Annotated in this window: 28 protein-coding genes and 1 tRNA gene; 7 read left to right on the top strand and 22 right to left on the bottom strand. The window is 69.4% G+C overall.

All coding sequences use genetic code 11. The annotated features are described in order from the left end of the window. Positions 1 to 4: 4 nt before the first annotated feature. The 6 genes from I2W78_RS19810 to I2W78_RS19785 form a co-directional block, all read right to left on the bottom strand. Positions 5 to 1,681: a long-chain fatty acid--CoA ligase gene (locus tag I2W78_RS19810; protein WP_196461623.1), complete on the bottom strand. Its 1,677-nt coding sequence runs from the start codon at positions 1,679 to 1,681 to the stop codon at positions 5 to 7. Positions 1,682 to 1,810: 129 nt separating this feature from the next. Next, positions 1,811 to 2,368 (bottom strand): SigE family RNA polymerase sigma factor, encoded by a 558-nt coding sequence (locus I2W78_RS19805; RefSeq protein WP_196461622.1) that lies wholly within the window; start codon positions 2,366 to 2,368, stop codon positions 1,811 to 1,813. Positions 2,369 to 2,572: 204 nt separating this feature from the next. After that, positions 2,573 to 3,712 (bottom strand): lipid-transfer protein, encoded by a 1,140-nt coding sequence (locus I2W78_RS19800; protein ID WP_196461621.1) that lies wholly within the window; start codon positions 3,710 to 3,712, stop codon positions 2,573 to 2,575. Further along, on the bottom strand, positions 3,709 to 4,104 hold the full coding sequence (locus tag I2W78_RS19795; protein WP_196464635.1) for a MaoC family dehydratase: 396 nt from the start codon (positions 4,102 to 4,104) through the stop codon (positions 3,709 to 3,711). The genes I2W78_RS19800 and I2W78_RS19795 overlap by 4 nt, the downstream gene beginning before the upstream one ends. Positions 4,105 to 4,112: 8 nt before the next feature. Further along, positions 4,113 to 5,045, bottom strand: a complete 933-nt coding sequence (locus I2W78_RS19790) for a bifunctional MaoC family dehydratase N-terminal/OB-fold nucleic acid binding domain-containing protein (RefSeq protein WP_196461620.1) — start codon at positions 5,043 to 5,045, stop codon at positions 4,113 to 4,115. Positions 5,046 to 5,239: 194 nt separating this feature from the next. Further along, positions 5,240 to 5,563 carry a hypothetical protein gene (locus tag I2W78_RS19785; protein WP_196461619.1) on the bottom strand — a complete coding sequence of 108 codons (324 nt, stop codon included), beginning with the start codon at positions 5,561 to 5,563 and terminating at the stop codon, positions 5,240 to 5,242. Between the two features lie 359 nt (positions 5,564 to 5,922). On the opposite strand from I2W78_RS19785, the gene I2W78_RS19780 reads away from it, so the two are divergent. Further along, the gene (locus I2W78_RS19780) at positions 5,923 to 6,798 is read left to right on the top strand and encodes a bifunctional DNA primase/polymerase (RefSeq protein ID WP_196461618.1); all 876 of its coding nucleotides are present in this window, start codon (positions 5,923 to 5,925) and stop codon (positions 6,796 to 6,798) included. 156 nt (positions 6,799 to 6,954) lie between these two features. Here I2W78_RS19780 and I2W78_RS19775 read toward each other — a convergent pair whose 3' ends face one another. From I2W78_RS19775 to I2W78_RS19715, 13 genes are all read right to left on the bottom strand, one after another. Next, positions 6,955 to 7,506, bottom strand: coding sequence for a hypothetical protein (locus I2W78_RS19775; protein ID WP_196461617.1), 552 nt, complete (start codon positions 7,504 to 7,506; stop codon positions 6,955 to 6,957). Between the two features lie 215 nt (positions 7,507 to 7,721). Next, the gene (locus I2W78_RS19770) at positions 7,722 to 8,513 is read right to left on the bottom strand and encodes a hypothetical protein (protein ID WP_196461616.1); all 792 of its coding nucleotides are present in this window, start codon (positions 8,511 to 8,513) and stop codon (positions 7,722 to 7,724) included. A gap of 1,087 nt (positions 8,514 to 9,600) precedes the next feature. Continuing rightward, positions 9,601 to 10,779 (bottom strand): tyrosine-type recombinase/integrase, encoded by a 1,179-nt coding sequence (locus I2W78_RS19765; RefSeq protein WP_196461615.1) that lies wholly within the window; start codon positions 10,777 to 10,779, stop codon positions 9,601 to 9,603. Then, on the bottom strand, positions 10,779 to 10,988 hold the full coding sequence (locus I2W78_RS19760; RefSeq protein WP_196464634.1) for an excisionase family DNA-binding protein: 210 nt from the start codon (positions 10,986 to 10,988) through the stop codon (positions 10,779 to 10,781). Before I2W78_RS19760 ends, I2W78_RS19765 begins: the two co-directional genes overlap by 1 nt. 2 nt (positions 10,989 to 10,990) lie before the next feature. Beyond that, positions 10,991 to 12,409: a replication initiator protein RepSA gene (repSA, locus tag I2W78_RS19755; RefSeq protein ID WP_196461614.1), complete on the bottom strand. Its 1,419-nt coding sequence runs from the start codon at positions 12,407 to 12,409 to the stop codon at positions 10,991 to 10,993. Continuing rightward, a complete protein-coding gene (locus I2W78_RS19750; RefSeq protein ID WP_196461613.1) occupies positions 12,406 to 12,642 on the bottom strand; it encodes a hypothetical protein in 237 nt (78 codons plus the stop codon). Before I2W78_RS19750 ends, repSA begins: the two co-directional genes overlap by 4 nt. Continuing rightward, positions 12,639 to 12,827, bottom strand: coding sequence for a hypothetical protein (locus I2W78_RS19745; protein WP_196461612.1), 189 nt, complete (start codon positions 12,825 to 12,827; stop codon positions 12,639 to 12,641). The genes I2W78_RS19750 and I2W78_RS19745 overlap by 4 nt, the downstream gene beginning before the upstream one ends. Positions 12,828 to 12,920: 93 nt before the next feature. Beyond that, entirely contained in the window at positions 12,921 to 13,226 is a 306-nt protein-coding gene (locus I2W78_RS19740; protein ID WP_196461611.1) for a hypothetical protein, read from the bottom strand. A 10-nt stretch (positions 13,227 to 13,236) separates the two neighbouring features. Next, positions 13,237 to 13,422: a mobile element transfer protein gene (locus I2W78_RS19735; protein ID WP_196461610.1), complete on the bottom strand. Its 186-nt coding sequence runs from the start codon at positions 13,420 to 13,422 to the stop codon at positions 13,237 to 13,239. An 18-nt stretch (positions 13,423 to 13,440) separates the two neighbouring features. Then, positions 13,441 to 14,091 (bottom strand): DUF2637 domain-containing protein, encoded by a 651-nt coding sequence (locus I2W78_RS19730; RefSeq protein ID WP_196461609.1) that lies wholly within the window; start codon positions 14,089 to 14,091, stop codon positions 13,441 to 13,443. Between the two features lie 76 nt (positions 14,092 to 14,167). After that, the gene (locus I2W78_RS19725) at positions 14,168 to 14,335 is read right to left on the bottom strand and encodes a hypothetical protein (protein ID WP_196461608.1); all 168 of its coding nucleotides are present in this window, start codon (positions 14,333 to 14,335) and stop codon (positions 14,168 to 14,170) included. An 82-nt stretch (positions 14,336 to 14,417) separates the two neighbouring features. Further along, a complete protein-coding gene (locus I2W78_RS19720; protein ID WP_196461607.1) occupies positions 14,418 to 15,746 on the bottom strand; it encodes an FtsK/SpoIIIE domain-containing protein in 1,329 nt (442 codons plus the stop codon). Between the two features lie 2 nt (positions 15,747 to 15,748). After that, positions 15,749 to 16,081, bottom strand: coding sequence for an SCO3933 family regulatory protein (locus I2W78_RS19715; RefSeq protein ID WP_196461606.1), 333 nt, complete (start codon positions 16,079 to 16,081; stop codon positions 15,749 to 15,751). A 187-nt stretch (positions 16,082 to 16,268) separates the two neighbouring features. Between I2W78_RS19715 and I2W78_RS19710 the strand changes: the two genes are divergently transcribed. Then, on the top strand, positions 16,269 to 17,027 hold the full coding sequence (locus I2W78_RS19710) for a GntR family transcriptional regulator (protein WP_196461605.1): 759 nt from the start codon (positions 16,269 to 16,271) through the stop codon (positions 17,025 to 17,027). A gap of 1,394 nt (positions 17,028 to 18,421) precedes the next feature. Here I2W78_RS19710 and I2W78_RS19705 read toward each other — a convergent pair. The 3 genes from I2W78_RS19705 to I2W78_RS19695 form a co-directional block, all read right to left on the bottom strand. After that, positions 18,422 to 18,499, bottom strand: a tRNA-Ser gene (locus I2W78_RS19705). Between the two features lie 75 nt (positions 18,500 to 18,574). Continuing rightward, a complete protein-coding gene (locus tag I2W78_RS19700) occupies positions 18,575 to 19,240 on the bottom strand; it encodes a YdcF family protein (protein WP_196461604.1) in 666 nt (221 codons plus the stop codon). After that, on the bottom strand, positions 19,237 to 20,031 hold the full coding sequence (locus I2W78_RS19695; RefSeq protein WP_196461603.1) for a GntR family transcriptional regulator: 795 nt from the start codon (positions 20,029 to 20,031) through the stop codon (positions 19,237 to 19,239). Before I2W78_RS19695 ends, I2W78_RS19700 begins: the two co-directional genes overlap by 4 nt. A gap of 557 nt (positions 20,032 to 20,588) precedes the next feature. Here I2W78_RS19695 and I2W78_RS19690 point away from each other — a divergent pair. From I2W78_RS19690 to I2W78_RS19670, 5 genes are read left to right on the top strand one after another with little or no spacing between them, the layout of a single operon-like run. After that, a complete protein-coding gene (locus I2W78_RS19690; RefSeq protein WP_196461602.1) occupies positions 20,589 to 20,858 on the top strand; it encodes a DUF6284 family protein in 270 nt (89 codons plus the stop codon). Further along, on the top strand, positions 20,858 to 21,283 hold the full coding sequence (locus I2W78_RS19685; protein WP_196461601.1) for a hypothetical protein: 426 nt from the start codon (positions 20,858 to 20,860) through the stop codon (positions 21,281 to 21,283). Before I2W78_RS19690 ends, I2W78_RS19685 begins: the two co-directional genes overlap by 1 nt. Next, a complete protein-coding gene (locus I2W78_RS19680; protein WP_196461600.1) occupies positions 21,280 to 22,176 on the top strand; it encodes a DUF2637 domain-containing protein in 897 nt (298 codons plus the stop codon). Before I2W78_RS19685 ends, I2W78_RS19680 begins: the two co-directional genes overlap by 4 nt. Then, the gene (locus I2W78_RS19675) at positions 22,176 to 22,508 is read left to right on the top strand and encodes an RRQRL motif-containing zinc-binding protein (protein ID WP_196461599.1); all 333 of its coding nucleotides are present in this window, start codon (positions 22,176 to 22,178) and stop codon (positions 22,506 to 22,508) included. Before I2W78_RS19680 ends, I2W78_RS19675 begins: the two co-directional genes overlap by 1 nt. Before the next feature lie 13 nt (positions 22,509 to 22,521). Further along, positions 22,522 to 22,839, top strand: coding sequence for a hypothetical protein (locus tag I2W78_RS19670; RefSeq protein ID WP_196461598.1), 318 nt, complete (start codon positions 22,522 to 22,524; stop codon positions 22,837 to 22,839). Positions 22,840 to 22,890: the final 51 nt, after the last annotated feature.

The following is a 22,890-nucleotide window of genomic DNA, read 5'->3' as shown; positions in this document are numbered from 1 at the left end:
CCGCTCAGAGCCGGGTGACGTCCAGCTCGCCCGCCGCGTACTGCCGGCGCAGCACCTTCTTGTCGAACTTGCCGACGCTGGTCTTGGGGACGGTCGGGATGATCGTCCAGCGCTCCGGGAGCTGCCACTTGGCGATCCCGCCCTCGTCGGCCAGGAAGGCGCGGAGGGCTTCGAAGTCGGCGGTGGCGCCTTCCTTCAGGACCACCGTGGCCAGCGGGCGTTCGCCCCACTTGTCGTCGGGGACGGCGACCACGGCGGCCTCCGCGACGTCCGGGTGGGACATCAGGGCGTTCTCCAGCTCCACCGAGGAGATCCACTCGCCGCCGGACTTGATGACGTCCTTGGCGCGGTCGGTGAGGGTGAGGAAGCCGTCGGGGCTGATGATGCCGACGTCACCGGTCTTGAGCCAGCCGTCCTCGCTGAACTTGTCGGCGGGGCGCAGCGGTTCGGCGCCGGGGCCGTTGTAGTAGGCGCCCGCGATCCAGGGGCCGCGGACCTCCAGCTCGCCGGCGGACTCGCCGTCCCAGGGGAGGCGTGCGCCGCCGGGACCGGTGAGGCGGGCCTCGACGCCGGCCGGGAAGCGGCCCTGGGTGAGTCGGTAGCCGAACTCCTCCTCCGTGCCGACCGCGTGGGCCGGCGGGCGGGCGACCGTGCCGAGCGGGGAGGTCTCCGTCATGCCCCAGGCGTGACAGACCCGCATGCCCAGCGTGTCGAACGCCTCCATCAGCGAGGGCGGGCAGGCCGAGCCGCCGATCGTGACCTGGGTGAGGGTGGAGACGTCACGGGGCCGGGCGGTCAGCTCGGCGAGCAGGCCCTGCCAGATGGTGGGGACCGCGGCGGCGTGCGTCGGCTTCTCCCGCTCGATCATCTCGGCGAGCGGGGCGGGCTGCAGGAAGCGGTCCGGCATCAGCATGTTGACGCCGGTCATGAACGTGGCGTGCGGCAGGCCCCAGGCGTTGACGTGGAACTGAGGGACCACCACGAGCGAGGTGTCCTCGTCGGTCAGGCCCATCGACTGGGCCATGTTGACCTGCATGGAGTGCAGGTAGACCGAACGGTGGCTGTAGACCACGCCCTTGGGGTCGCCCGTGGTGCCGGAGGTGTAGCACATGGCGGCGGCCTGGCGTTCGTCCAGCTCCGGCCAGTCGTACGCGGTCGGCTTGCCGGCGATCAGGTCCTCGTACTCGTGCACCTGGGCGGTGGCGTCGGCGAGGACGGAGCGGTCGCCCGGGCCGGAGACGACGACGTGCTCGACCGTCTTCAGGTGCGGCAGGAGCGGGGCCAGCAGCGGGAGCAGGGAGCCGTTGGCGATCACTACCCGGTCGGCGGCGTGGTTGACGATCCAGGCCAGCTGCTCGGGAGGCAGGCGGAGGTTGAGGGTGTGCAGGATCGCGCCCATGCTCGGGATCGCGAAGTACGCCTCGACGTGCTCGCTGTTGTTCCACATCAAGGTGCCGACCCTGTCGTCGGCCCGGACCCCGAGGTCGTCGCGCAGGGCGTGCGCCAGCTGGGCCGCGCGGGTGCCGATCTCGGCGTAGGAGCGGCGGTGCGGGTCGCCCTCGCCGGTCCAGGTGGTCACCTGCGACGATCCGTGGATCGTGGACCCGTGGGTCAGGATCCTGGAGATCAACAGCGGTACGTCCTGCATGGTGCTCAGCACGGCGTCCTCCCGGGGCGACATTGCCTACGCGGCGGTAAGGTGTGCGCTGATTCTGCGCACGTACCGAGCGGTATGTCACTAGATCCGGACGATCGATCACATCACGTTGCCGAACACAAAGGCGCGCGATAGAACAACGCCCAGCTCACTTCACCGGACGAGCCCCAGTTCGGGATCCTCGCGCAGCTTGCCCAGCGCCCGCGACACCGCCGACTTCACCGTGCCGATCGACACGCCGAGCACCTCGGCCGTCTGGGCCTCGCTCAGGTCCTCGTAGTACCTGAGGACGACCATCGCCCGCTGCCGGGCCGGGAGTCTCATGATCGCCCGCCACATCGCGTCGCGCAGCGCCTGCTGCTCGGCCGGGTCGTCGCCGCCGGGCAGCGGCTCCGGCTCGGGCAGCTCGTCGCAGGCGAACTCGTCCACCCGGCGCTTGCGCCACTGCGACGTACGGGTGTTCAGCAGCGCGCGGCGGACATAGCCGTCCAGCGCGCGGTGGTCCTCGATGCGCTCCCAGGCGACGTACGTCTTGGTGAGCGCGGTCTGCAGCAGGTCCTCCGCGTCGCTCGGGTTCGCGGTGAGCGACCGGGCGGTGCGCAGCAGCACGGGCTGGCGGGCCCGGACGTACGACGCGAAGGACGGGTACGAGAGGGTCTGCGTCCGGGGTGCGGCCGCGTTCGAGGCGGTGGTGCAGACGGGTGTGGTCATGGCTCCCAAGCTAGGTTCCGGGCCCCCTCGACCGGATCGCCCGCAGGTCCCGAAGAGGGGTCCCCCTCAGGGTGTAGAGGTGGGGCTGGCTGCACCTCCTGGAGGTGGACGAGGGGTGGAGTCCTACTGCGGGTGTGTCCCCTAAGGGGCGCGTGGGGACTTGGGGGGCGCGTGCAGGGCGGGGCGGGGGCGCCTGTGCCGCGCTCACCTCTCGGCCGTCAGTACCAGCCCCGACGTCGGCACGCCCGTCCCCGCCGTCACCAGCACGCGTTCCGCCCCCGGAACCTGGTTCACGGACGTGCCGCGCAACTGTCGTACCGCCTCCGCGATCCCGTTCATGCCGTGCAGGTACGCCTCCCCGAGCTGCCCCCCGTGCGTGTTCAGCGGCAGCCGCTCCTCGGCGACAAAACCGGCCGCCTCGCCGCGCCCGCAGAACCCGTACTCCTCGAGTTGCATGAGGACGAAAGGGGTGAAGTGGTCGTACAGGATCCCCACGTCGATGTCGGCCGGACCGCACCCCGCCGTCCGCCACAGCCGCCGCGCCACCACCGCCGCCTCCGGCAGCCCGGTCAGGTCGCCGGCGTAGAAGCTCGTCATCTGCTCCTGCGCGCGGCCCGCACCCTGGGCGGCCGCCGCGATCACGGCGGGGGCGTGCCGCAGGTCCCGGGCGCGTTCGAGGGAGGTGACGACGAGGGCCTGGCCGCCGTCCGTCTCCTGGCAGCAGTCCAGCAGCCGCAGCGGTTCGGCGATCCAGCGGGAGGCGGCGTGGTCGGCGAGGGTGATCGGGCGGCCGTGGTAGTACGCCGCCGGGTTGGCCGCCGCGTGCCGACGGGCCGTGACGGCGACCGGGCCGAAGGCCTCCTCAGGGGTCAGCCGGTAGGTGTGCAGATACCGCTGGGCCGCCATCGCCACCCACGACGCGGGCGTCAACAGCCCGAACGGCATCACCCAGCCCAGTGCCACGCCCTCCGCCGACGGCTCCCGGTGCCGTACGCCGGAACCGAAGCGGCGGCCCGAACGTTCATTGAACGCGCGGTAGCAGACCACCACCTCCGCCGCCCCGGACGCCACCGCCAACGCCGCCTGCTGCACGGTCGCGCACGCCGCGCCGCCGCCGTAGTGGACGCGGGAGAAGAAGGACAGCTCGCCGATGCCGCACGCCCGGGCGACGGTGATCTCCGGGTTGGTGTCCATGGTGAACGTCACCATGCCGTCCACGTCGGCCGGCGCCAGCCCGGCGTCGTCGAGCGCCGCCCGCACCGCCTCGACGGCCAGGCGCAGTTCGCTGCGCCCGGAGTCCTTGGAGAAGTCGGTGGCGCCGGTGCCGGCGATCGCGGCCTTCACGAGGTGCCCCCGGCGGGCAGGGTGACGGTCACCGTGCCCGTGACGTGCCGGCCGATGCCGTTGTCGCCGCTCACCCGGACCACGGCCGTCGGTCCGTCGATCGCCTCGACACGGCCGGTCAACACCATGGTGTCACCCGGATAGTTGGGCGCGCCGAGCCGGATGGCGACCTTGCGCAGGACGGCAGCGGGGCCGAAGTGGTCGGTGATGTAACGGCCGACCAGGCCATTCGTGGTCAGGATGTTCATGAAGATGTCCGGGGAGCCCTTCTGCCGGGCGAGCTCCGCGTCGTGGTGCACGTCCTGGTAGTCCCGCGAGGCGATCGCCCCGGCCACGATCAGGGTGCGGGTGATCTCGACCTCCAGCGGAGGCAGCTCGTCGCCCACGTTCACGTTCACTTTCACGAGAGCCCTCCCCGGAACACGGGCAGCACCAACTCGTCGTCGTACCGCCGGAACTCCAGCCGTACCGGCATCCCGATCCGCACCTTGTCGTACGGCACCCCGACCACGTTGCTGACGATCCGCACGCCCTCCGCCAGCTCGATCAGGCCGACGGCGTAGGGAGGGTCGAAGGCCGGGAAGGGCGGATGGTGCATGACGACGTACGAGTGGACCGTGCCGTCCCCGGCCGCGCGGACGGTGTCCCAGTCGAGGCCGCCGCACGCGCCGCAGCCCGGGAGCCAGGGGAAGCGCGGGGTGCGGCAGTCGGCGCAGCGCTGGATCAGCAGCTCGTGCCGCTGGACGCCCTCCCAGAAACCGGCGTTGTCACGGTTGACGACGGGGCGGGGGCGGGGCTCGGCCGGGGCCTTCTTCGGGCGGGCGGGGGCGTACTTGAGGATGCGGAAGCGGTGGGTGCCGGCGAGTTCTCCCGCGGCGTGGACGCGGGTGCGGGTCGTGACGAAGTAGCCGGTGCCGAGCTTGGTGGTCTTCCTCGCCGACACCGACTCGATCACCGTGTCGAAGGTGATCTCGTCGCCGGGGCGCACGGGGCGCAGATACTCCTGCTCGCAGTCGGTGGCGACGACCGAGGTGCAGCCGGCCTCGTCGAGCAGGCCGAGGAGTTCGTCGTACGCCGGGGTCCGCGTCGTAGCGCCGGAGCGGTCGTGGCCGGAGAGGCCGGCCATCGTCCAGGCCTGGAGCATGGTGGGCGGAGCGATGGCGTCGGGGCCGGTGTACGCCGGGTTGGTGTCGCCGAGGGCCTCGCACCAGTGGCGGATCATGGGCCGGTTGACGGGGTCCTTGCCGGTGCCGAGGAGGGTGGCGGGGCGGCCCTCGTAGGCCTTGAGGCGGGCGAGCAGGTCGTCGTCGTCCGGGTGGTCCCTGCCGTTCATGGCCGTCGTGTCCCCTTCCCGCGTGAGATTTCTGACTGTCCGTCAGATACAGGGGACTGTCAAGGCCGGTGCACGCCGGTGAAACGCCTGCGCGGCGGTGCCGGAGCACCGCCGCGCGGACTGACCTTGTTCACCCCACTGAACACACCCCACGGGAGTCGAGGGGACCGGCGCCGGTGCGCCGGCCCCTCAGATCACCACCAGGGGTAGAAGTTGACGGCGACGTTCTCGTTGCCCTGCTGGACGGCCGTGTACGCCGAGTCGTCGACCTGCGCGGTGTTGCTCTGGTTCGAGGCGCCCGAACCGACCGCCTGCTGCTGGGTGGTGGACGAGTTGCCGTTGTTGTCGTCGCCGACACCGCTGCCGATGATGCCCGCGAACGCGTTGGTGACGGAGGCGGACGATCCGTTGTCCGCGAAGGAGCCGTTGTCCGCCGTCGCAACACCGGCGAAGAGGGCGGCTGCGAGCGGAAGGGCGGAGAGTGCGGCGACAACGCGGGCGGTACGGATGCTTGCCATGTTTCTTCCTCCAGTAGCAATACGCCCGGCCGGACGGCCTTGAGCGCGTGAAGTACAGCCTTTACCAGGGCAGTTGGCCGACCACCCTGGCGGTGTGAGCTCGACGTCGCGTGATCAGGATTGCCCACCGAATCCCCGGCGAACCACCCCGGAAGCCGTGATTCGCCCTCAAGCGTGATGACAAGTCGATAAACCCCTTAGGCCACGTTGGCCCCTCGCATCAGGGCACACAGGACGCCTCCGCCCCAAGCGGCACAAGGGCTGAAGCGTTCCGCCGGCTTTTCGGACAATCTCGCGCCCCCCGGCGCGTCGCACGCCCCCCTCTTCCCTTCTTCGAACACTCGTACGAAAATGAATCCATGGCCACCATCGACCGGCAGGCCACGACGCTGGCCCTCGCACACGCCCTGTCAGCCGCCGAACGCGGCCTGGCCGTCATCCCCCTCTCCCGGACCAAACTCCCGGCCCTGCGCTCCCCCCACCGCGCCGACCCGGCGGCCCCCGCCTGCCACGGCGAATGCGGCCGTTTCGGACACGGCGTGTACGACGCCTCGACCGATCCGCGCAGAATCCGCGAACTGTTCGCCGCCGCGCCCTGGGCCACCGGCTACGGCATCGCCTGCGGCCTTCCCCCACACCACCTCATCGGCATCGACCTGGACACCAAGTCGGGTACGGACTCCTCGGCCGCCCTGCGCGAACTCGCGTTGCGGCACCTGTTCACGATCCCCGAGACGGTGGTCGTCCTGACCCCCAGCGGCGGCCGCCACCTGTGGCTGACCGGCCCCCCGGACGTCGCCGTCCCCAACTCGGCCGGCCGCCTGGCCCCCGGCATCGACATCCGCGGCGCCGGCGGCTACCTCGTCGGCCCCGGCTCCCGCACCGACCACGGGACGTACGGCACGGCACCGGGCACGGCCCACCTGGCCCCCGCACCCTGCCCACCGGCCCTGCTCCGCCTGCTCCTCCCGCCCCCACGCACGCCCGCCCCACCACACGGCCGGACCGGGAACAGCGGGGGCCACGGCCAGGGCCTCGTCCAGTTCGTGCTCGCGGCACACGAGGGCCAACGCAACACGCGCCTGTTCTGGGCGGCCTGCCGCGCCTACGAGAACGGCCTCGCCCCCGCCCTGGTCCCCGCCCTGATCGAGGCGGCCCTCGGGACGGGTCTCAGCGAACGGGAGGCACGCGCGACGATCGCGTCAGCGGCCCGACTGACAGGGGAGCGGCCGTGAGGGCCGGGTCGTCAAGGCCGCGAAAACCAGCCGGCCTCTGACCTGGGCACCCAGGTCAGAGGCCGTTCGACTGCGCGGTGTGTGTGGGATTCGAACCCACGGTGGCTCGCGCCACGACGGTTTTCAAAAGCGCTGCGCCCCAGAATGGGACCTCGTTTACTTGACTACGACGTCAGGGGGGATGGGCCGCGGCGCCGGGCCGACGGGGGTTTCGCTGTCCGTGCTGCCGGTGCTGCCCGTGGGTGGAACCGGCGACGTGGAAGTGTCCGGGGTGGAAGTGTCCGGGGTGGAAGTGTCCGGGGTTGTGGTGTCGGTGCTGTCAGGATGCGAGTCGGGCTGTTTCGGCTTCTCCGGGCAGTTGGGGCCGTTCTTGCCGTTGGTGCCGGTGCCATCGGTGCTGCGGCCGCCGCAGTTGCCCCTGCCTCGGCCGCCGGTGCCGATGCCGCCGGGGCTGGTGCAGACTTCGGCGTCGCCGCCGGTGCCGTTGCCACCGGTAGCGTCGCCGGCGCGGCAATGTTTGTCGCGGTCATCGTGGCCGGCCTTGTCCTTACGTTCCTTGGTGTGCTTGTCGTCCTTCTTATGGTCGCCGGTGACCATCGCCGGGGCCGAGACCGCAAACGCGGTTCCTGCCGGCACCAGGGCGCCGCCGGTCAGGAGGGCGGAGGTGACCACAATGGCCAGGCGGCGCGTCCAGATACTTTCCTTCATGAGGTTTACTTCTCTCTCCAGTCTTTCCAGAAATACGAGAAGGGGGCTCGGACTTCCTGGGTTGTTTGGTATCCGGTACCGCGTTGCGCGGCCTGTGCCGTAGTGCGGGTTCTTGTGATCCGGATGATGTCAGTGGTCCGGCCGGGCGGCATGACCCTGCGGCTGTGCCGCCCGGCCGGACTGCGACCTAACTCGCCTTCTGCGGCGCTACGGTCTTAATTCGCCACGGCATCACCGCCCTTGGCCTCGCCGCCATTGGTGGATTCCGCGTTACCGCCAGTGGCCTTGCCGCCATTGTTGGTTTCGGCATTACCGCCAGTGGCCTTGCCACCATTGTTGGTCTTGGCAGCGCCACCCTGAGCCTCGCCACCATTGTTGGTCTTGGCAGCGCCGCCCTGAGCCTCACCGCCATTGTTGGTTTCGGCATTACCGCCGGTGGCCTTGCCACCATTGTTGGTTTCGGCATTACCGCCAGTGGCCTTGCCACCATTGTTGGTCTTGGCACCACCACCCTCGGCCTCGCCACCATTGTTGGTCTTGGCAGCGCCGCCCTGAGCCTCACCGCCATTGTTGGTTTCGGCACTACCGCCGGTGGCCTTGCCACCATTGTTGGTTTCGGCATTACCGCCAGTGGCCTTGCCGCCATTGTTGGTCTTGGCACCACCACCCTCGGCCTCGCCACCATTGTTGGTCTTGGCACCACCACCCTGAGCCTCGCCACCATTGTTGGTTTCGGCATTACCGCCAGTGGCCTTGCCACCATTCTTGGTTTCAGCCCTGCCGCCGGTGGCCTTTCCGCCATTGTTGGTCTTGGCGTCGCCGCCCTTGGCATCGCGCTGCACCGTTAGCTTGTCGGTGAGGCTCACAGCCGACGTGGTGGGGGCCTGCACTGCAGCGGATGCCGGGAAGGCGATACCGCCGGAGATCAAAGCGGCAGCCACCACCGTCGCGAGGCGAAAACCGCGGCGCCTGGAAATTGCCTCGTCGGTACCGTACTTACGGGTCATGACTTTTCTCCTTCGATGAAGAGGGATGTGTTTGCCGTGCCTCGGGAATTCGAGGCGGGGTGGCGGTAATTAGTTCCACCGCCCTGTGCCGCCCCGTCTTCTTTCGGGTGGGGCCGCACATCCAGTAGGCCCGATCGGTACGGTGTGGGCACGTTCCGATAATTCGGGGCTTGACAGCATGGCGCACACCGGTCAACAGCCATGCCAGAGGGAGGAAGACACGACTGAGAGGCGGAAGTCCAGAACCAGGATGGGGAGACCGTCCACGCCGACGGTTTCTTGAGCGTGCCGGTGTTCCTGCCGAAGAAGACGGAGACTTGGCCCCTTAACAAAGGGCCCTGAGGACGACGAGGTGGACTTCCGCGACGCCCCGAACCCGGAGCAAGCGGCCGACTTGACCGATGCCGTCCGGCAGCTCGGCGCGCGCGGCCAGCACCTGGCCGCCTTCTTCGGATGCCTCTACTACGCGGCCATGCGCCCCTCGGAGATTGCGGCCCTGCGTGCGGGGCACTGCACCCTGCCCAGGGAAGACTGGGGAGCTGGTGCTCGCCGGCAGTCGTCCCGGGGTCGGATCGGGGTGGCCCGACTACGGGAAGTCGTACGAGCAGCGTGGGCTCAAACGCCGGCGCGTACCGCGACCAGGTCCGTTCCGATCCCGCCTGTCCTCACCACGACGCTTCGAGAGCACAAGGAGCAGTACGGGGGTGGCCTCCGACGACCGACTCTTCCGGGCCGCGACGGGCGGGCGCGTCCGGTCCACGGAGTACTGCGGCCTCTGCGACGCTGCCAGGCTCAAGGCGCTACAGCCTCACCGCACTCTTCCGCTTCTACGCGAAGATCCTCCGAGGCCGGCAGGACCGGGCGAACGCCCTCATCGAGCAGGGGCTGAGCGGCGGCTGAGTCACAGATCCTGGCCCGCACATGGCCCATACACGCTGGTCAACACCAGGATGCGGGCGGGCCCCCGATTCGGAGACCCGCCTCTGCGTGCAAGCGGTGGGTGTGGGATTTGAACCCACGGTGACTCGCGCCACGACGGTTTTCAAGATCTCTCGCCGATCATGGGGGTTGATCGCTCCGCCGCAGGTCAGGCGGGTGCGAGCACCCCGGCGGAGCCGTCGTCATCGTCGTCGTGCCCGCTACGTGCCCCTGGGGCGGGGTCGTGCCCGTCGAGCCAGGAGTCCGCGGCTTCGGCGACCTGGTCGTCGCGACCGGCGACCGGCCGGGCGTAGTGCCGGGTGGTGACGCTCGCGTTCGAGTGGCCGAGCCGGTGAGCGGCGGTCATCACGCCGTACCGGTCGGCGACCCACGTCCCGTGCGAAGCGCGGAGATCGTGCGGGGTGACGTCGGTCAGCCCGGCCGCCGACACAGCGGGGTCGAAGTACGCCTTGCGCCACTGGTTGTAGCGCAGCGGCTTGCCGCCAGGCGTCGTGAACAGGAGCGCGTCATCCCCGCCGGGCAGGCTCTCGATGTGCCGACCGAGCCGCTTGGCGAGCGACGGGCCGACTCGAAGGAGCCGCTTCTGATGCGACTTCGGGGTGTCGAAGACCAGGGCGCCGTTGGCTTCGGCCAGGTTCTCGTCGACCAGGACGAAGCCGCCCGACACGTCGATGTCCACCCGCCGGAGGGCGAACGCTTCACCGACCCGGAGGCCCCCGTACGCGAGAAGCGCGATCAGCAGGTCATGCGGCTTGGCAGCACTCCGCACAATCCGGGACGCCTCCAGCGGGGTGAGGATGTGTGGCTCCGTCTGAGGCATCCTCGGCAGCTTCACGCCCCGGCACGGCGTCTGCGGGATCAAGTCGTTGTCGACGGCCGCCCGCATGATCTGCGACAGGACCCGGTACGCCTGGCGGATGCGCGAAGCGCTGAGGCCCTTCGTCTTCATGCCGCCGACCCACTCAGCGATCGTGATCGGCCGGAGGCTCGACAACTCGCGATCCCCCAACGCCGGATTGATCAGTGAGTTGATCAGGGACCGGTACGACGCTTGGGTCTTGTGCTTGAGTTGCGGGGAGACGGCAGCGAGCCAGCGTGCCGCCCAGTCGCGCACGGTCGTCTGTCCCTCGGCAGGGTCGAGCCAGCGCCCCTCTTCGATCTCGATACGCTTCTTCGAGAGCCAGCGGTCAGCGTCCGTCGACGTGGCGAACGTCCGGTCCGCAGGCCGGAGTACGCCGTCAGGCCCGGGATACCGGGCTTGGAAGCGGCCGGACGGGAGCTTGCGGATACGACCGAAGGTCCGGCGGGACTTGCGCTTGCCCGGCATCAGGCAGCCCTCCTCAGACCCGTCGGCCGCAGGACGATCGGCTCCACCGTGTGGGCCGTCACGTAGGCCTCGACCGCGCTCTCAGGGATGCGGACATGGCGGCCGACCTTCACGAAGGTGATACGACGTTCCTCGATGAGACGACGGGCGAACCGCACGCCCGTGCCGAGGCGTTCGGCGACTTCCTGCACGTTGAGGAGTCGGTCCATGGTCACCAGCCCTCCTCTTCAAGGCGCAGATCTGCGGCTACCTCGCGTGCGGCTTCGCGGCTCTGCTGAAGGTCGCGGTGGATGTTGGAGGCCAGCCAGGATTCGCCGGGTGTGTGGCCGTGTCCGGCGTAGGTCCAGTGGGCGAGGGTCAGGGTGGTTGCCTCTTCGTCGTCGGGGTCGGGCAGGCCGAGGGCTTCGCGTTGTTGGGCGGCGCGGTAGTCGGCGCGGACCTGGCGCAGGGCGCCGAGGGTGGTGGAGTAGCGGCGGGACTTCGTAGAGAAGTGGCCGCGGAAGCCGAGCATGTGGGCCCAGTCGCGCAGCTTGCGGTCCGGGTAGAGCGGGTGCAGGTCGAGGCAGGCCTCAATGAGCCGACTCGGGTGGTCGGGCACGCCGAGCAGGATCAGCGCTTCCTTGTTGCCGATCCGGCGGTCGACGGTGCCAGTGGTTTCAGCCGCCTTGGTCGCGTACTTGGCGACGTAGGAGGCCACGGCCTGTTCGGTGATCTCCTCGCCCTGGCCGAAGGCGCCGATCGGCTGGACGTCGAGCTGAGTGCCCCAGCGCAGCGTGCGAGCCGGTTGCGTGATGGCCGGTTGGTCGGGGTCCGGCCGATGCGAGGCCGGGGGCACGTCGACAGCCACGCGAGCGGCGGCGGCATGGATCGCGTCGGTGAGGAGATCCAGCGTGGCCCAGGCCGGGGGCCGGGAGTCCGGCCCGTCGGGACCGTCGAAACGGATCACGGCGTGGAAGTGCACGGCCCCGCGCTTCTGGTACTCGGCCACCTTGCCGAAGGACACCCGGGACTGTTCGCGGGCAGCCTTCTGCGTGAGCCCGGCCCGGCGGGCGATCTCCCGGCGGAGGTAGATCGTGAAGTAGCGCCACAGCTCGGAGGCGTGGTTGTTCCACAGCACCGCGCCCGCGTAGTCGTACGACGCCGGATCCAGCGGCGTGCCCAGTTCCGGGGCATCCTCGGCGTGGCGTTGGCCGCACCGGCAGGCCCGGGTGCCGGGGCGGTTGTGGACGGGGCCGAAGGAGGGGGCGGTGAGGGTGGCGAAGACGCGGGGGTGGTCCCGCACGGTCTCAGGGGTGCCCTTGGCAGGGTCTCCGGTGAGTCCCGCACGGATGAGGTGGTACGTGTCTCCGGCGTAGGTCCAGGCGCAGGCCGGGCACCGGGAGGCACGCCGGTTGCCGCAGGCGATGCGGAGCATGCCGCCGGGCTCATGGTCGGTGGTGTAGGCGTGGAGGACTGTCTTAGTGGCGGGGTCGATCGTCTTCGTGCCGCCGGTCAGGCGGATCGGGTCGGAGCAGCCGCCAGTGCGGCGGATCTGGTCCTGCCAGCGGTCGAAGTCGGCCGACCCGGCCAGCCTCAGCACGTCGGCGAGGGTGGCCGGGTCGAGGCCCGCCAGGGTGGCGGCGTTGGTCACGCGGGCACCTCCGGGGTGTCCATGGTCATGGCGTCCAGGGCACCGGCGGCCTCGGTCGCGGCGGCGGCCAGGTTGCGGAGGGCCTCGGAGGTACCGGCGGAGGCGATCAGCGCGATCTCGAGGAAGTCGCCCCCTATGCGGAGGCTGACGAAGGGGTTGGTGCTGTCTGCGAAGGGTGTGACGCGGAAGCGGGTGTCCGGCTCGATGTGTGCCGAGGTGGTCAGGCTCTTCACGCCGCCACCTCCTTGATCTGGCCGAAGGCGGCGCGGTGGGTGTGACCGGTGCCCTGGCAGGCGTGGCAGACGACGTGGAGCAGGACGCGGGAGCCGTCGCGGTGGCGGTCGCCGGTGGTGATGGCGACGACGGGGAAGCCGTCGCAGTGGTGGCAGACCGGACGGTTCGGGACGCGGGCAGGCATGATGAGTGGAGCCCTTTCGGATCGATGGGTCTGGAAGTGGTGCAGGCCGTCCGGGGCGGCGGATCTTTGGCGAGAGAGCCGCCCCGGAGGGCGTTACTTGCTGAGCGCGCGTGGTGCCTTCTTGCGCTTGGAGGTGCGGCTGATCGTGTAGCCGATGCCGCAGCTCGCCGACAGGACCGAGACGATCGACGCTGCGATGATCTGGGTGACGAAGGCGATCACCAGCAGCACCGCGATGGACCCGGCGGCGATGACGAGGGTCAGCACGATCGGGCCGGTGTAGGAGCGGGGAGCTTCCTGGATGATCACGACGCGGCGCAGGTCGGTGCCGGGCGGGATCTGCCGGTAGAGGTCGGCGGGGATGTGACCGGCGCGAAGCTGTTCGTCGGGCAGGCGCATGGGTCACTCCTCAGGGGTTGCAGCGGTGGGTGCGGGCGGCGAGTTCGGCGGCCGAGCGGTCGCGGTGCTCGGTGGAGAATCCGCACTTCGGGGCCGTGCAGGCGGCGGTGTGCCGGGTCTGGCCACGGCCGTTGTGGAACGTGCCGACCTTGACCGGTCCGATGCGGTTCACGTCGTAGAAGCGGTTCGGGCGCACGGTGGAACCTCCTTTGGGTCAGGCGAGTTGGGCGGCGATCGCTCCGGCGAGGTCTTCCGGGATGCCGAGGCGGGCGCGCAGGGTGGCGGTGTCGATGTCGCTGCCGGTGCGGGTGCGGTGCTCGGTGGCGACCTTGCGGGCGTGGTCGATCAGTGCCGGAGGCACCGCAGGAGCGGATGCTTCGGGCAGAGCCGGTGTGGGCTCGGGGGTGGTGATCGGTTCGCGCTCAGGGAGCGGTTCGGGGGTGGGGGTGGGGGTGGGCGCGGGGGCCGGGGCTGCGGGCGCCGGCGGAACCGGCACCCGGTCCCCGGCCGGAGTCGGCGAGTGAGCCAGCAGAGTGCCGCCGAGGAACGCGAGCGCGGGCCATCCGGCGACGAGGATGCGCAGCCAGGCCGGGACGTGGTCGAGGTCGAGGAGTCCGGCGGTGGCGATGTTGGCGCCGAGCGAGGCGACCAGGGCGACCAGGAACCAGAACCAGGCCAGCCCAGACCGCTCCGTACGGAGTCGGCGCCACACGGCGACCAAGAGCAGGTCGACCGAGACCGGGTAGGCCCAGGCCTTCCAACCCGTCTGTCCAGCGGCTTCGGCGAGGTCGTGCAGGTGGGCGAAGGACAACGCACCAGCGATCACGGCCTGCACCAGCACGGCGTCAAAGCGGAGTGCGCGCATGTCCTCACCTCCTTCGGGGAGTTGAGCCGGGGGCGGGGCAGGGATCATGTGTCCGGCCGCCCGGCCCGGCGGGGGTTCAGTCGTCGGCGGGGATCTGGCCGGAGCCCATGCAGCCAAGGCAGATGCCGGACTGTTCACCGGCGTAGCGGCGCTTGCGGCCGACGCGGACGGGGCGGGAGACCTCGGCGGTGCCCTTGCAGGGCGGGCACTGCTTGGTCGTGGGCTTGGTGGTCTTGCGTGCCATGGGCGATCTCCGATCCGGTTTCGGCATGGCTCGGGTAGGGACTTGGCGCGAAGCGGTCGCGCCGACCGGGGGTAAGCGGGAGCTACGGGGCCACGAGCGGCGGCGTGGCGGGCATCGGCGGCACGGCACGGCCGACCGGCCGGAACGGGGCCAGGAACGGCAACTCCGGGGTCAGGTATGCGAATTCACGGCAGACAGTCGCCGCCTGATCCGGGGAGACCTCGGGAGTGCGGATACGCGACCAGTAGCCGGAGGCGTCACCGGCCACCGCCACACCGGGGCGGTCCGCGCGGATCCCGAGCACGGAGACCACCGCGTCCGGGGCGATATCGCCGAGGCCCATTTCCGCCGTCTGCTTGTCGTTGACGCGGTGCACGACCCGGCCGGTGAGCTGCGCACGCAGGGCGGTCGCGCCCTTGCCCAGGTCGGAGCCGAAGCGCTGCCCGCACGCCTCCAGGTAGATGCCGACCGCGCGAGCCATCTGCCCGAGCCTCACCAGTTGCATGACCATGTGATCGCGAGCCGGTTCGTCCTTCTTGGACGTCACCAGGAACAGCTCCGCCACCTCATCGATCAGCACCACCAGCGGCACCGGCCGAAGCTCTTCGGGCAGCTCCCACACGTCAGAGACCCCGTAGAGGGCGAGCAGGTCGAAGCGGTCTTCCATCTCCCCGACCAGAGCGTCGGCCAGGTCACCGGCACTGTCCCGGTCAGTGGCCAGCGCCGACAGACGCGGCGCATATCGGCTCTGCTCAACACCACGCTTGCAGTCGATCCCGACCAGGCCGACCGGGAGCTGCGCGAGTCCCTTGATCAGGTTGCGCTGATACATGGACTTGCCGGACTGGTTCGCGCCCAGGGTCAGGGCGTGCGGGATCTTGCGGTAGTCCCGCTCGAAGACCGTGCCGTCCTCCCGCAGCGCCACCGGAACGACCAGGCCACGAGGTACAGCCTTGCGCGGCATCCGCACCCGGTTGAGCACGTCATAGCCGGTCATCCGCAGCTCTACGTAGCCGGGCTTAGTCTCCGCGACGATCACCGAATGCACCCCGAAGGCATGCCGCAGGCGCACGGCGGACGCGGCCACGTCGGCCGGTTCCAGCCCGGCGGGGAGCCGGAGCGTCACCCGCAGTCCGGTCGAGGTCGGGCGGACCCGGCGGACCTTCGGCGCCACCGGCCGCACCTCACGGCGGGCCACGTTGCGGGTCATGAACGCCCGCAGGCGGGACGGCTGCACCGTCAGCCCGCACACGTCCATGGTGGACCGGTAGGTCCAGGTGAATCGGCCCCACGTGGCCGGGAGGCCGACCAGCGACCAGTACACGCGCGGCGCACGGTACTTCGCGAGGCGGACGCCACCGGCACCAGCCGCAACGCCTCCCAGCTCCAGCCAGGTCGCGACGTCGGCCATGGTCAGGCCCCCAGCGGGGTGACCGCGACCGCACGGAACGAGATCCCGTGCCGCTTCTGGCCGTTGAACTCGTTCTCCCAGTCACGCGCCCTCAGCCCGGTCACGGCCACCGGCATACCCGGCGTCAGCCCGTCCGGGAGACCGGTCTCCGGGATGGTGACCTGGTAGAGGTTGCCCTCACCCTCGTCCGAGACCAGCAGGCCCACCGTCGAAAGGCCCGCACCGGTCTCCCGGTCAATCGCCCGCTCACCGGTCTTCTGGTTGACCAGCTTCGGCGTCGGCGCGGTCGCCACGAACACCACAGCGGTCGAAACATCGATCTTGAAAGACGGCATGAGCACATCCCTCGTTCAGGAGGCCGCCCGATGCGACCTCTCTAGACATCTCCAGGAAAGCGCACATGTCTAGAGACGTCAAGAGAGATGTATAGAGACGTTTCTGGAACCGGATTGGGACTACACACACAGGGCAGGCGCCTCGCACATGACCTAGGCTGTCTAGAGAAGAGAGGAGGGCTCCCTAATGGCCACCACCGACGACGACCGTCGGCCGAAGTACCAGCGGATCGCGGACTCTCTACGCGAGGCGATCCAGTCGGGCGAGTACAGTCCCGGTGATCGGCTTCCGGGAGAGAACGACCTCATGGCCACGCACAGCGTGGCTCGCATGACGGCACGTCAGGCCTTGGGTGTGCTCAAGGACGAGGGCCTTGCCGAGTCCCGCAAGGGCGCTGGTGTGTTCGTACGGTCCTTCCGCCCCCTGAGGCGCCGAGGCATACAGCGCCTCTCGCAAGAGCAGTGGGGAAGCGGCCGATCCATCTGGTCTGCCGACATCGAGAACCGCAAGCTTGTCGTGGATCAGGTGACGGTCTCGGAGGAGGCCGCGCCCGAGCAGATCGGGCAAGTGCTTGAGCTGGGGACTGGGGACACCGTCTGTGTACGGCGTCGGCGGTTCGTCTTGGATGGGAAGCCCGTTCTTCTCGCGACGAGTTATCTCCCCACATCAGTGGTCGCAGGTTCAGCGATCACGCAGGAGGACACAGGCCCCGGCGGCACGTACGCCCGTCTTGCCGAACTCGGCTACAAGCCAGTGCACTTCCGCGAAGAGATCCGCTCGCGCATGCCCACGAAGGACGAGGCGGAGCAACTGAGCATCTCCGCAGGCACCCCGGTCATCCTCATCTGCCGGACCGCGTTCGCGGACGAAGGCCGCCCCGTGGAGATCAACGAGATGACGCTCGACGCCGCCTCGTACATCCTGGAGTACGACTTCGACGCGTGACCCAGCGGGAGCTGTTACAGGTTTCTCTACCTCATCAAGTGCCCGCGCAAAGCGCGGGCTGGCCCCTTGGGGCGGCCCCCACACGCCTTCGGCGCAGGGGCCGCCCCCTGGGGCCGCAGCGAGCTACGGCCCATGAGTAGATCACCGCATAGCGCGGCAACGCTCAGAGCAGTGCCTCCGGCGGGGGCGCTCAGGCTCCGAGATGGCGGGGGCGCCGTTCGCGAGTGCCGGCGGAGTTGTGGCGTGCGCGGGGAGCTCCCATCCCGTCTGCCATCGACCCAGGCAGAGCCGAGCAGACGCAGCTCATGGCGTCCAGGTCGTTCGTACAGTGGCGCGCTCCACCTGGACGCCATGAGCCACGCCCGCTCCACGGTGTGTGGGTCGACGGCAGACGGGATGGGAGCTGGGGTGGGTGGTGGGTTGCTGAAGGGCTGCACGGTCATGCAGGCCCGGAGAAGTGCAACCCACCACCAGAGCTACTCAGCGGTGGTGCCACCAGTAGAGCGCGAGTGTCCCGACGCCACTCAGGCTTGCCTTGACGGCCACCCGGACCAACTCGTCGCTGGCAGAGCGCACGAGGCGACGGAAGTGGCGACGTGCCGAGCGCTCCGCGAGAAGGGTGTGCACGCGGTCGCGAATTCGACGGATGGCCTTCGAGACCGGACGGCTTCCAGCCCGCCGCCTACACTGCCCATTGTTGGAAATGTTGACCTCCTCAGTCGACGTTACTGACGGTGATGGCGGCCTCCTGCTTAGGACCAGGGGGTCGTCGCCGTTTCCGGCGGTGACCTGTCGACCGCGGAACTGACCCTAGCCATCGACGACTTGGACCGCGAATGGCTCTGACCTGCGGTTTTATCGAGGCGCGCGGAGCGCGAATTCCGCGCGTGTCAACATATGTTGATGGCGCCTTCCCTAGAGACACCTCATGAAGCGCAGGACGACTTCCCGGACAAGCTCATGCGCGTAGCCGTACGGAGGATCAGCGAGGATAGGGGTGCCACCTCGCTCACCGACCGACTGTCGTTAGCCGCCGAGCTGCGGGCTGCTGCCGAACTCAGAGTTTTGAAGGAGATTGCCCGGTGCAGGGCCTCGGGCCTGTCATGGGCAGAGATCGGCGCGGCACTCGGCGTCTCAGCACAGGCTGCTCACCGGCGGTACAGAGGCAGGCATGTGCCTCTTGATGGGGAAGCCCTTCTAGATGAGGTCGTCCCCCAACAGTCCTGGGATCAGTAAGACAAGCGCGTGGTCTCTGGGCCGAGCCGCGTGCCCCCGCTGTGCCCGATCGAACGGGAAATCACGGGGAACACCGGGCAGCCGCAGAGTCCAGACACGCGAACGGCCCCCGACCGATCAACCCAGGTCAGGGGCCGTTTCCGCTGCTCTCAGAGCGGTGGGTGTGGGATTTGAACCCACGGTGACATCGCTGCCACGACGGTTTTCAAGACCAGTCGGTTTCGCGCGACTGAACCCGTCTTGACCTGGCCATATGACACTGTGAGCCGTCTCCGCTGGTGCTTGTTGGCCAGAGGATGGCCGCAGGGCCGTCAGCCGTGCCTTGATTCCTCTGGCACGAGTCGGCTCGTGAATCCGTCGCCCCGCAGGCGCTCGTACGCCGCCGCCACGTCGCCAGGGATCTCCTGCTCGATCATGAACCCTTGGCGGGGGTAGACCATGAGCCGCTGCTGGGCACCGACCAGCATGTCGATCACAAGGCGTGCGTCCTGGATCGAGTCGACGTACTCAGGGAGTGTCATGGGCGTGGATGCGCTGACCCACTCCACGTCCGGCCACAGCTTGCGCGCCGTGGCGTACGCGCGCCGTTCCTCGTACGGCTTGCTGACCAGCAGGACGGATGAGACGGGAACGCCCCGCTCCTCAAGCAGAGTGCGCGAAAGGTGGATGTTCTCGCCCGTGTTCCGGGCCGTCGGCTCAACAAGGATGGCGTCCGCCGGCACGCCCAGCTCCACGGCGCGGTCTCGGTAGTGCTCAGCCTCGCCGCGCGGCATCCGCTCGCGCGTCGTACGGCTGGTCGCTCCCGTGAAGACGATGAGCGGCGCCATGCCTCGGTGGTACAGGTCTGCGGTGGTGTCAGCCACTCCCAGGTCGTGGCTGCCTAGCCCTATCGCGACGGAGCAGGGGCGCGGCTCGTGTCCCATCTGCTGGAAGTCCCAGAGCCGCTGAGCGTCCGCCCATGCTTGAGTGGAGATCACTTGCTCTCGTCCTCCGTGTTCGCCGAGTCGGGCACCTTGAAGTCATACGCCCACGCGAAGCGCGTAGCCGCGTGGACCCCGATGGCGAACTCCACCACAGTCCCGTCGGCTGTGTATGTGGTGCGGTGAAGTTCCACCACCCATTCACCTGGAGATAGCTGAAGGAGCTGAGCTTCTTCGGTGGTGGGCACTCGCGCGAACAGCTCCTCCTTCATGTGGTCGATCTCGTATCCGGCGTCGTACAGGACGCGGAAGCCGCCGCCACGGCCAGCGGGACCCGGAGTCGGGTCGACGATGCGCGTCCCCTCCACATGCTCGGGACGGTAGTAGCTGGTCAGCGTATGGGTTGGCTGGGAGCCCTCCTTGACCAGGCGCGCACGTGCGTACACCTCGGAGCCTTCCGGCAGTCCATGAGCCTGAGCCACCAGCGCCGGCGCTTCCACGCGGCTGACGCTCTGAGTCTGCTCGTTCCTACGGTACGCACGACCGGACGCCACGCGGTCCGCGATGAACGCGACCTCGTCTCCGTCCCGCCACTTGGCCTTGTCGTAGCGTGCGATGCCGAGCCTCTTGAGCGGTGCCCGCTGCCGGACGACGGTGCCGTGGCCTCGCGAGGAGGTCACCAGCCCCTCGGCTTCCAGAGCCTTGTACGCCGCGTGGACCGTGGACTTGGACCCTTCGCCCGCTTCCACAAGGTCTCTGATCTGCGGCAATTGCTCGCCGGGCGCATAGTCGCCGTTCCGGATCCTCTCTGCGATCCGGTCCGCAAGCTCCCGCCATTTGGGCGCCATGCAGAACCTCCTCTCGACGCGACCAGTGAACCACAGTCCCAGGACTGTTGACAGTCCTGGGACTGTGCGCCATTGTCTTCTCAAGCGGTTCGCAGTCCCAGGACAGCGGATCGGGAGGGGTCTTCTTTGGGCTGCTCCAACAACTCCACAGCGTGATCCACCGCAGGTACGACGGCCGTGACGACTCCGGCTGAGGCGAGTGGAGACCAGTCGGTCATCTCCCGTCAGGGACACGTGCCGACTCAAAAGAACGGATCTGCCCAAGGGCACGCACGCCGCGCGAAGAGACCGAGATGCGATTCCTCGGAGGAGCGGGACTGAGGCACAGATCCATATCGCGCAGTACGGGCCGTCACCTCCCGCAAAAGGTGTCCGGCACGGCTCAGGCCCGCGCACTTCTGACCCTCGCCGCATCGCGCGGCGGCCGGTTGCCTCCGCTGCACGTCTCGTACGTGCAGCGCTGAGGGGAGCCGGAACCGACTCCAACGGCAAGCGGCTCCCGGGGTGCATCCCGGGAGCCGCGATGGGCCGTTCCACGCTGAGAGGAACACGACCCAATGAATCACATCGTCACTGTTCAGGACGCTGTTACCGCGTTCGCCGACTTCATGGAGCCGACGGATGCGGAGCTGGACGCGATCGAGCAGGAGATGCCCGTCATCCTCGCGGACGTCGACCTGTTGGACGCGCACATCGTCACCCTCGACCGCACGCCGACCGAGGTGGACGAGCGTCGCATCCGCCGGGCCCGCCGCCGCGCGCTGGCCGCCCGCGTCGCGCTGGTCAACCGCGCGGCCGGCGCGACCGTGCCGGGGGGTGCTGCCTGATGGCCCGCTTCGACCTCACCGAGTACGACCGCTGCACCATCAAGGCCGCCCGGGAGACGTTGGCGGCTGCGGCGAGCGTGAACCTCCTGGATGGCAGTGCCATGGCCCGCATGATCGGCCGTCTTGAGGTGGCCGTGGAGCGGCTGATCGAGATGGTTGACGAGACGGCCGGCGGGAACGTCGTCCGGTGCCCGGCCGCGCACCCGGAGGACCCGACGCCCTGTGGTGGCCCGGTCGTCGTGACCATCATCGACACGCAGAACGCGGGCGCCGACGGATGCGAGCACCACGCCGCCCGCATGCTGGCCTCGATCACCGGCGCTCGCCCGGTCGCCAAGCCGGACGCCCCCGCCGGGGTGGCCCTGCGGATCTTCCGCGCCGCGCACCACACCCGTCCCTTCCCGTGGCTGGAGGGCCGGTCATGAGCCTTCACCGCAAGGGCCGCGCCGCGCTCGTGCTCGCCCTGGTCGCCGTGGTCGCCATGGCGTTTCGGGTGTCGTGGAACGCGCTGCGGGACATCGCCGGCGCGGTCGGCGCGGACGCCACCGCCGCGATGCTGTACCCGTTCGTGGTCGACGGTCTGATGGCGCTCGCCCTGATCGCCACCCTCGTACTCACCGGCGACGCCCGACGCTTCGCGCTGCGGGTGCTCGGTGCCTACACGATCGCCTCGCTGGTCCTGAACTACGTGCACGGTCTGGTCCCGGAGCTGCACGGCCGAACGGTCGACTGGGGTCGACTGGCCGACTGGGACCCGGCGAACTGGGCCCTGGTCCTGCTCGCCACGTCGCTGCCGGTCGGGTCGATCTACTTCGGTTCAGACCTCGTGGCAAAGGTGCTGCACCACCACCCCGACCCGATCCCGACCGCAAGCACGAATGAGGAGGAATCGACCGAGACCGAGATGAAACGGTCTACGGCTGACCTGCCGGTATCGACCCCGACGCCGATCACCCCGAACGTGACCATGCTGCCCCGGCCGGTGGCCGCCGACTTCCTGAAGTCGACACTCACGGCCAAGCCGCTCCCCTCGATCGCACCGGCCCCCGCCGCGCCGATCGAGCGGCGCGCGGTGGCTGCGGAATCGACTCGACCGCGCCGCGCCACCGGCCGCGTGCCGGCGGTGGCGAAGTCGACCCGGCCGAAGCGCACGCCGGAACAGTTGCTCGCCGAAGCACGCAAGGCGACGGCCGATTGGCCGGACGCGAAGGTGACCGGCGAGGGCATCCGCCGCGCCATCCACACGTCACCGGCCAACGCCCGCTCCCTGCGGGACACGATCCTCGCCGAACGCGCCACAACGGCTGAGGCTGCGTGATGGCAACGCTGCCGGTGTTCCGGTGGCGGCTCGCCCCGGACGGCTACGCCACCCGCCGCCAACTCCGTGCCCAGGGCTTACGGCCCGGCGGTCAGGGCGTGGCCGCGCAACTCGAACGGCCGCGCCGCCGCCGTGAACCGCTGGTCGCGTACCTCTACCGCGTCGACCTCGCCAAGCCGGTCCGGCCGATGACGCCGGGCCGGTGGGCGGCGCTGGCCAAGGCGAACGCCGCGCGCCGCGTCTGCCCGCAGTGCCGGCGCGATGCGGGCTACGTCATCCCCGCCTCGCTCGGGTCCTGCGTGCCCTGCGCCTACCCCCCGCCGACTCTCTGAGGAGTAGCTGACCATGCGCAACGCCGATATCCGTCGCCTGGACCGAGAGATTCAGGCGACCACGAAGAAGCTCGAAGCAGTCCGCCGGGGCGAGTGGTGGCCGCTGAACGGCAGCGAGCGCCGGGCCATGGCCCGCTCCCTGGCCGGGGGCGCCTACAAGGTGGCCCGGGGCCGTAGCGCAGGCCGTGAAGAGCAGCGCATGGACGCCACCGGCAGCTCTGCCGAGATCCGGCTGAACGCGGAACTGAACGCCCTGCACAGCGAGCGGCAGCGGCTCATCACCGAGGCCGCCCGCGAAAAGGCCAAGAAGAAGTCGTCCGGCTGGTTCTGACCAGCCATCACACCGGGGTGGCCGGGACTTTCCACGGACACGGCCACCCCG

This window comes from Streptomyces spinoverrucosus (assembly GCF_015712165.1).
In the GTDB taxonomy this organism is placed as follows: Bacteria; Actinomycetota; Actinomycetes; order Streptomycetales; family Streptomycetaceae; genus Streptomyces; species Streptomyces spinoverrucosus_A.
This window is presented reverse-complemented; position numbering and strand designations above follow the sequence as displayed.

Coding starts and splice junctions, on each gene's coding strand:
- I2W78_RS19730 (WP_196461609.1), bottom strand. CDS start 14,091: ATGCGCGCACTCCGCTTTGACGCCGTGCTGGTGCAGGCCGTGATCGCT.
- I2W78_RS19785 (WP_196461619.1), bottom strand. CDS start 5,563: ATGGCAAGCATCCGTACCGCCCGCGTTGTCGCCGCACTCTCCGCCCTT.
- I2W78_RS19685 (WP_196461601.1), top strand. CDS start 20,858: ATGGCCCGCTTCGACCTCACCGAGTACGACCGCTGCACCATCAAGGCC.
- I2W78_RS19725 (WP_196461608.1), bottom strand. CDS start 14,335: ATGGCACGCAAGACCACCAAGCCCACGACCAAGCAGTGCCCGCCCTGC.
- I2W78_RS19760 (WP_196464634.1), bottom strand. CDS start 10,988: ATGGACCGACTCCTCAACGTGCAGGAAGTCGCCGAACGCCTCGGCACG.
- I2W78_RS19775 (WP_196461617.1), bottom strand. CDS start 7,506: ATGAAGGAAAGTATCTGGACGCGCCGCCTGGCCATTGTGGTCACCTCC.
- I2W78_RS19675 (WP_196461599.1), top strand. CDS start 22,176: ATGGCAACGCTGCCGGTGTTCCGGTGGCGGCTCGCCCCGGACGGCTAC.
- I2W78_RS19710 (WP_196461605.1), top strand. CDS start 16,269: ATGGCCACCACCGACGACGACCGTCGGCCGAAGTACCAGCGGATCGCG.
- I2W78_RS19720 (WP_196461607.1), bottom strand. CDS start 15,746: ATGGCCGACGTCGCGACCTGGCTGGAGCTGGGAGGCGTTGCGGCTGGT.
- I2W78_RS19810 (WP_196461623.1), bottom strand. CDS start 1,681: ATGTCGCCCCGGGAGGACGCCGTGCTGAGCACCATGCAGGACGTACCG.
- I2W78_RS19770 (WP_196461616.1), bottom strand. CDS start 8,513: ATGACCCGTAAGTACGGTACCGACGAGGCAATTTCCAGGCGCCGCGGT.
- I2W78_RS19745 (WP_196461612.1), bottom strand. CDS start 12,827: ATGCCTGCCCGCGTCCCGAACCGTCCGGTCTGCCACCACTGCGACGGC.
- I2W78_RS19790 (WP_196461620.1), bottom strand. CDS start 5,045: ATGAACGGCAGGGACCACCCGGACGACGACGACCTGCTCGCCCGCCTC.
- I2W78_RS19670 (WP_196461598.1), top strand. CDS start 22,522: ATGCGCAACGCCGATATCCGTCGCCTGGACCGAGAGATTCAGGCGACC.
- I2W78_RS19805 (WP_196461622.1), bottom strand. CDS start 2,368: ATGACCACACCCGTCTGCACCACCGCCTCGAACGCGGCCGCACCCCGG.
- I2W78_RS19780 (WP_196461618.1), top strand. CDS start 5,923: ATGGCCACCATCGACCGGCAGGCCACGACGCTGGCCCTCGCACACGCC.
- I2W78_RS19740 (WP_196461611.1), bottom strand. CDS start 13,226: ATGCGCCTGCCCGACGAACAGCTTCGCGCCGGTCACATCCCCGCCGAC.
- I2W78_RS19680 (WP_196461600.1), top strand. CDS start 21,280: ATGAGCCTTCACCGCAAGGGCCGCGCCGCGCTCGTGCTCGCCCTGGTC.
- I2W78_RS19695 (WP_196461603.1), bottom strand. CDS start 20,031: ATGGCGCCCAAATGGCGGGAGCTTGCGGACCGGATCGCAGAGAGGATC.
- I2W78_RS19715 (WP_196461606.1), bottom strand. CDS start 16,081: ATGCCGTCTTTCAAGATCGATGTTTCGACCGCTGTGGTGTTCGTGGCG.
- I2W78_RS19765 (WP_196461615.1), bottom strand. CDS start 10,779: ATGCCGGGCAAGCGCAAGTCCCGCCGGACCTTCGGTCGTATCCGCAAG.
- I2W78_RS19690 (WP_196461602.1), top strand. CDS start 20,589: ATGAATCACATCGTCACTGTTCAGGACGCTGTTACCGCGTTCGCCGAC.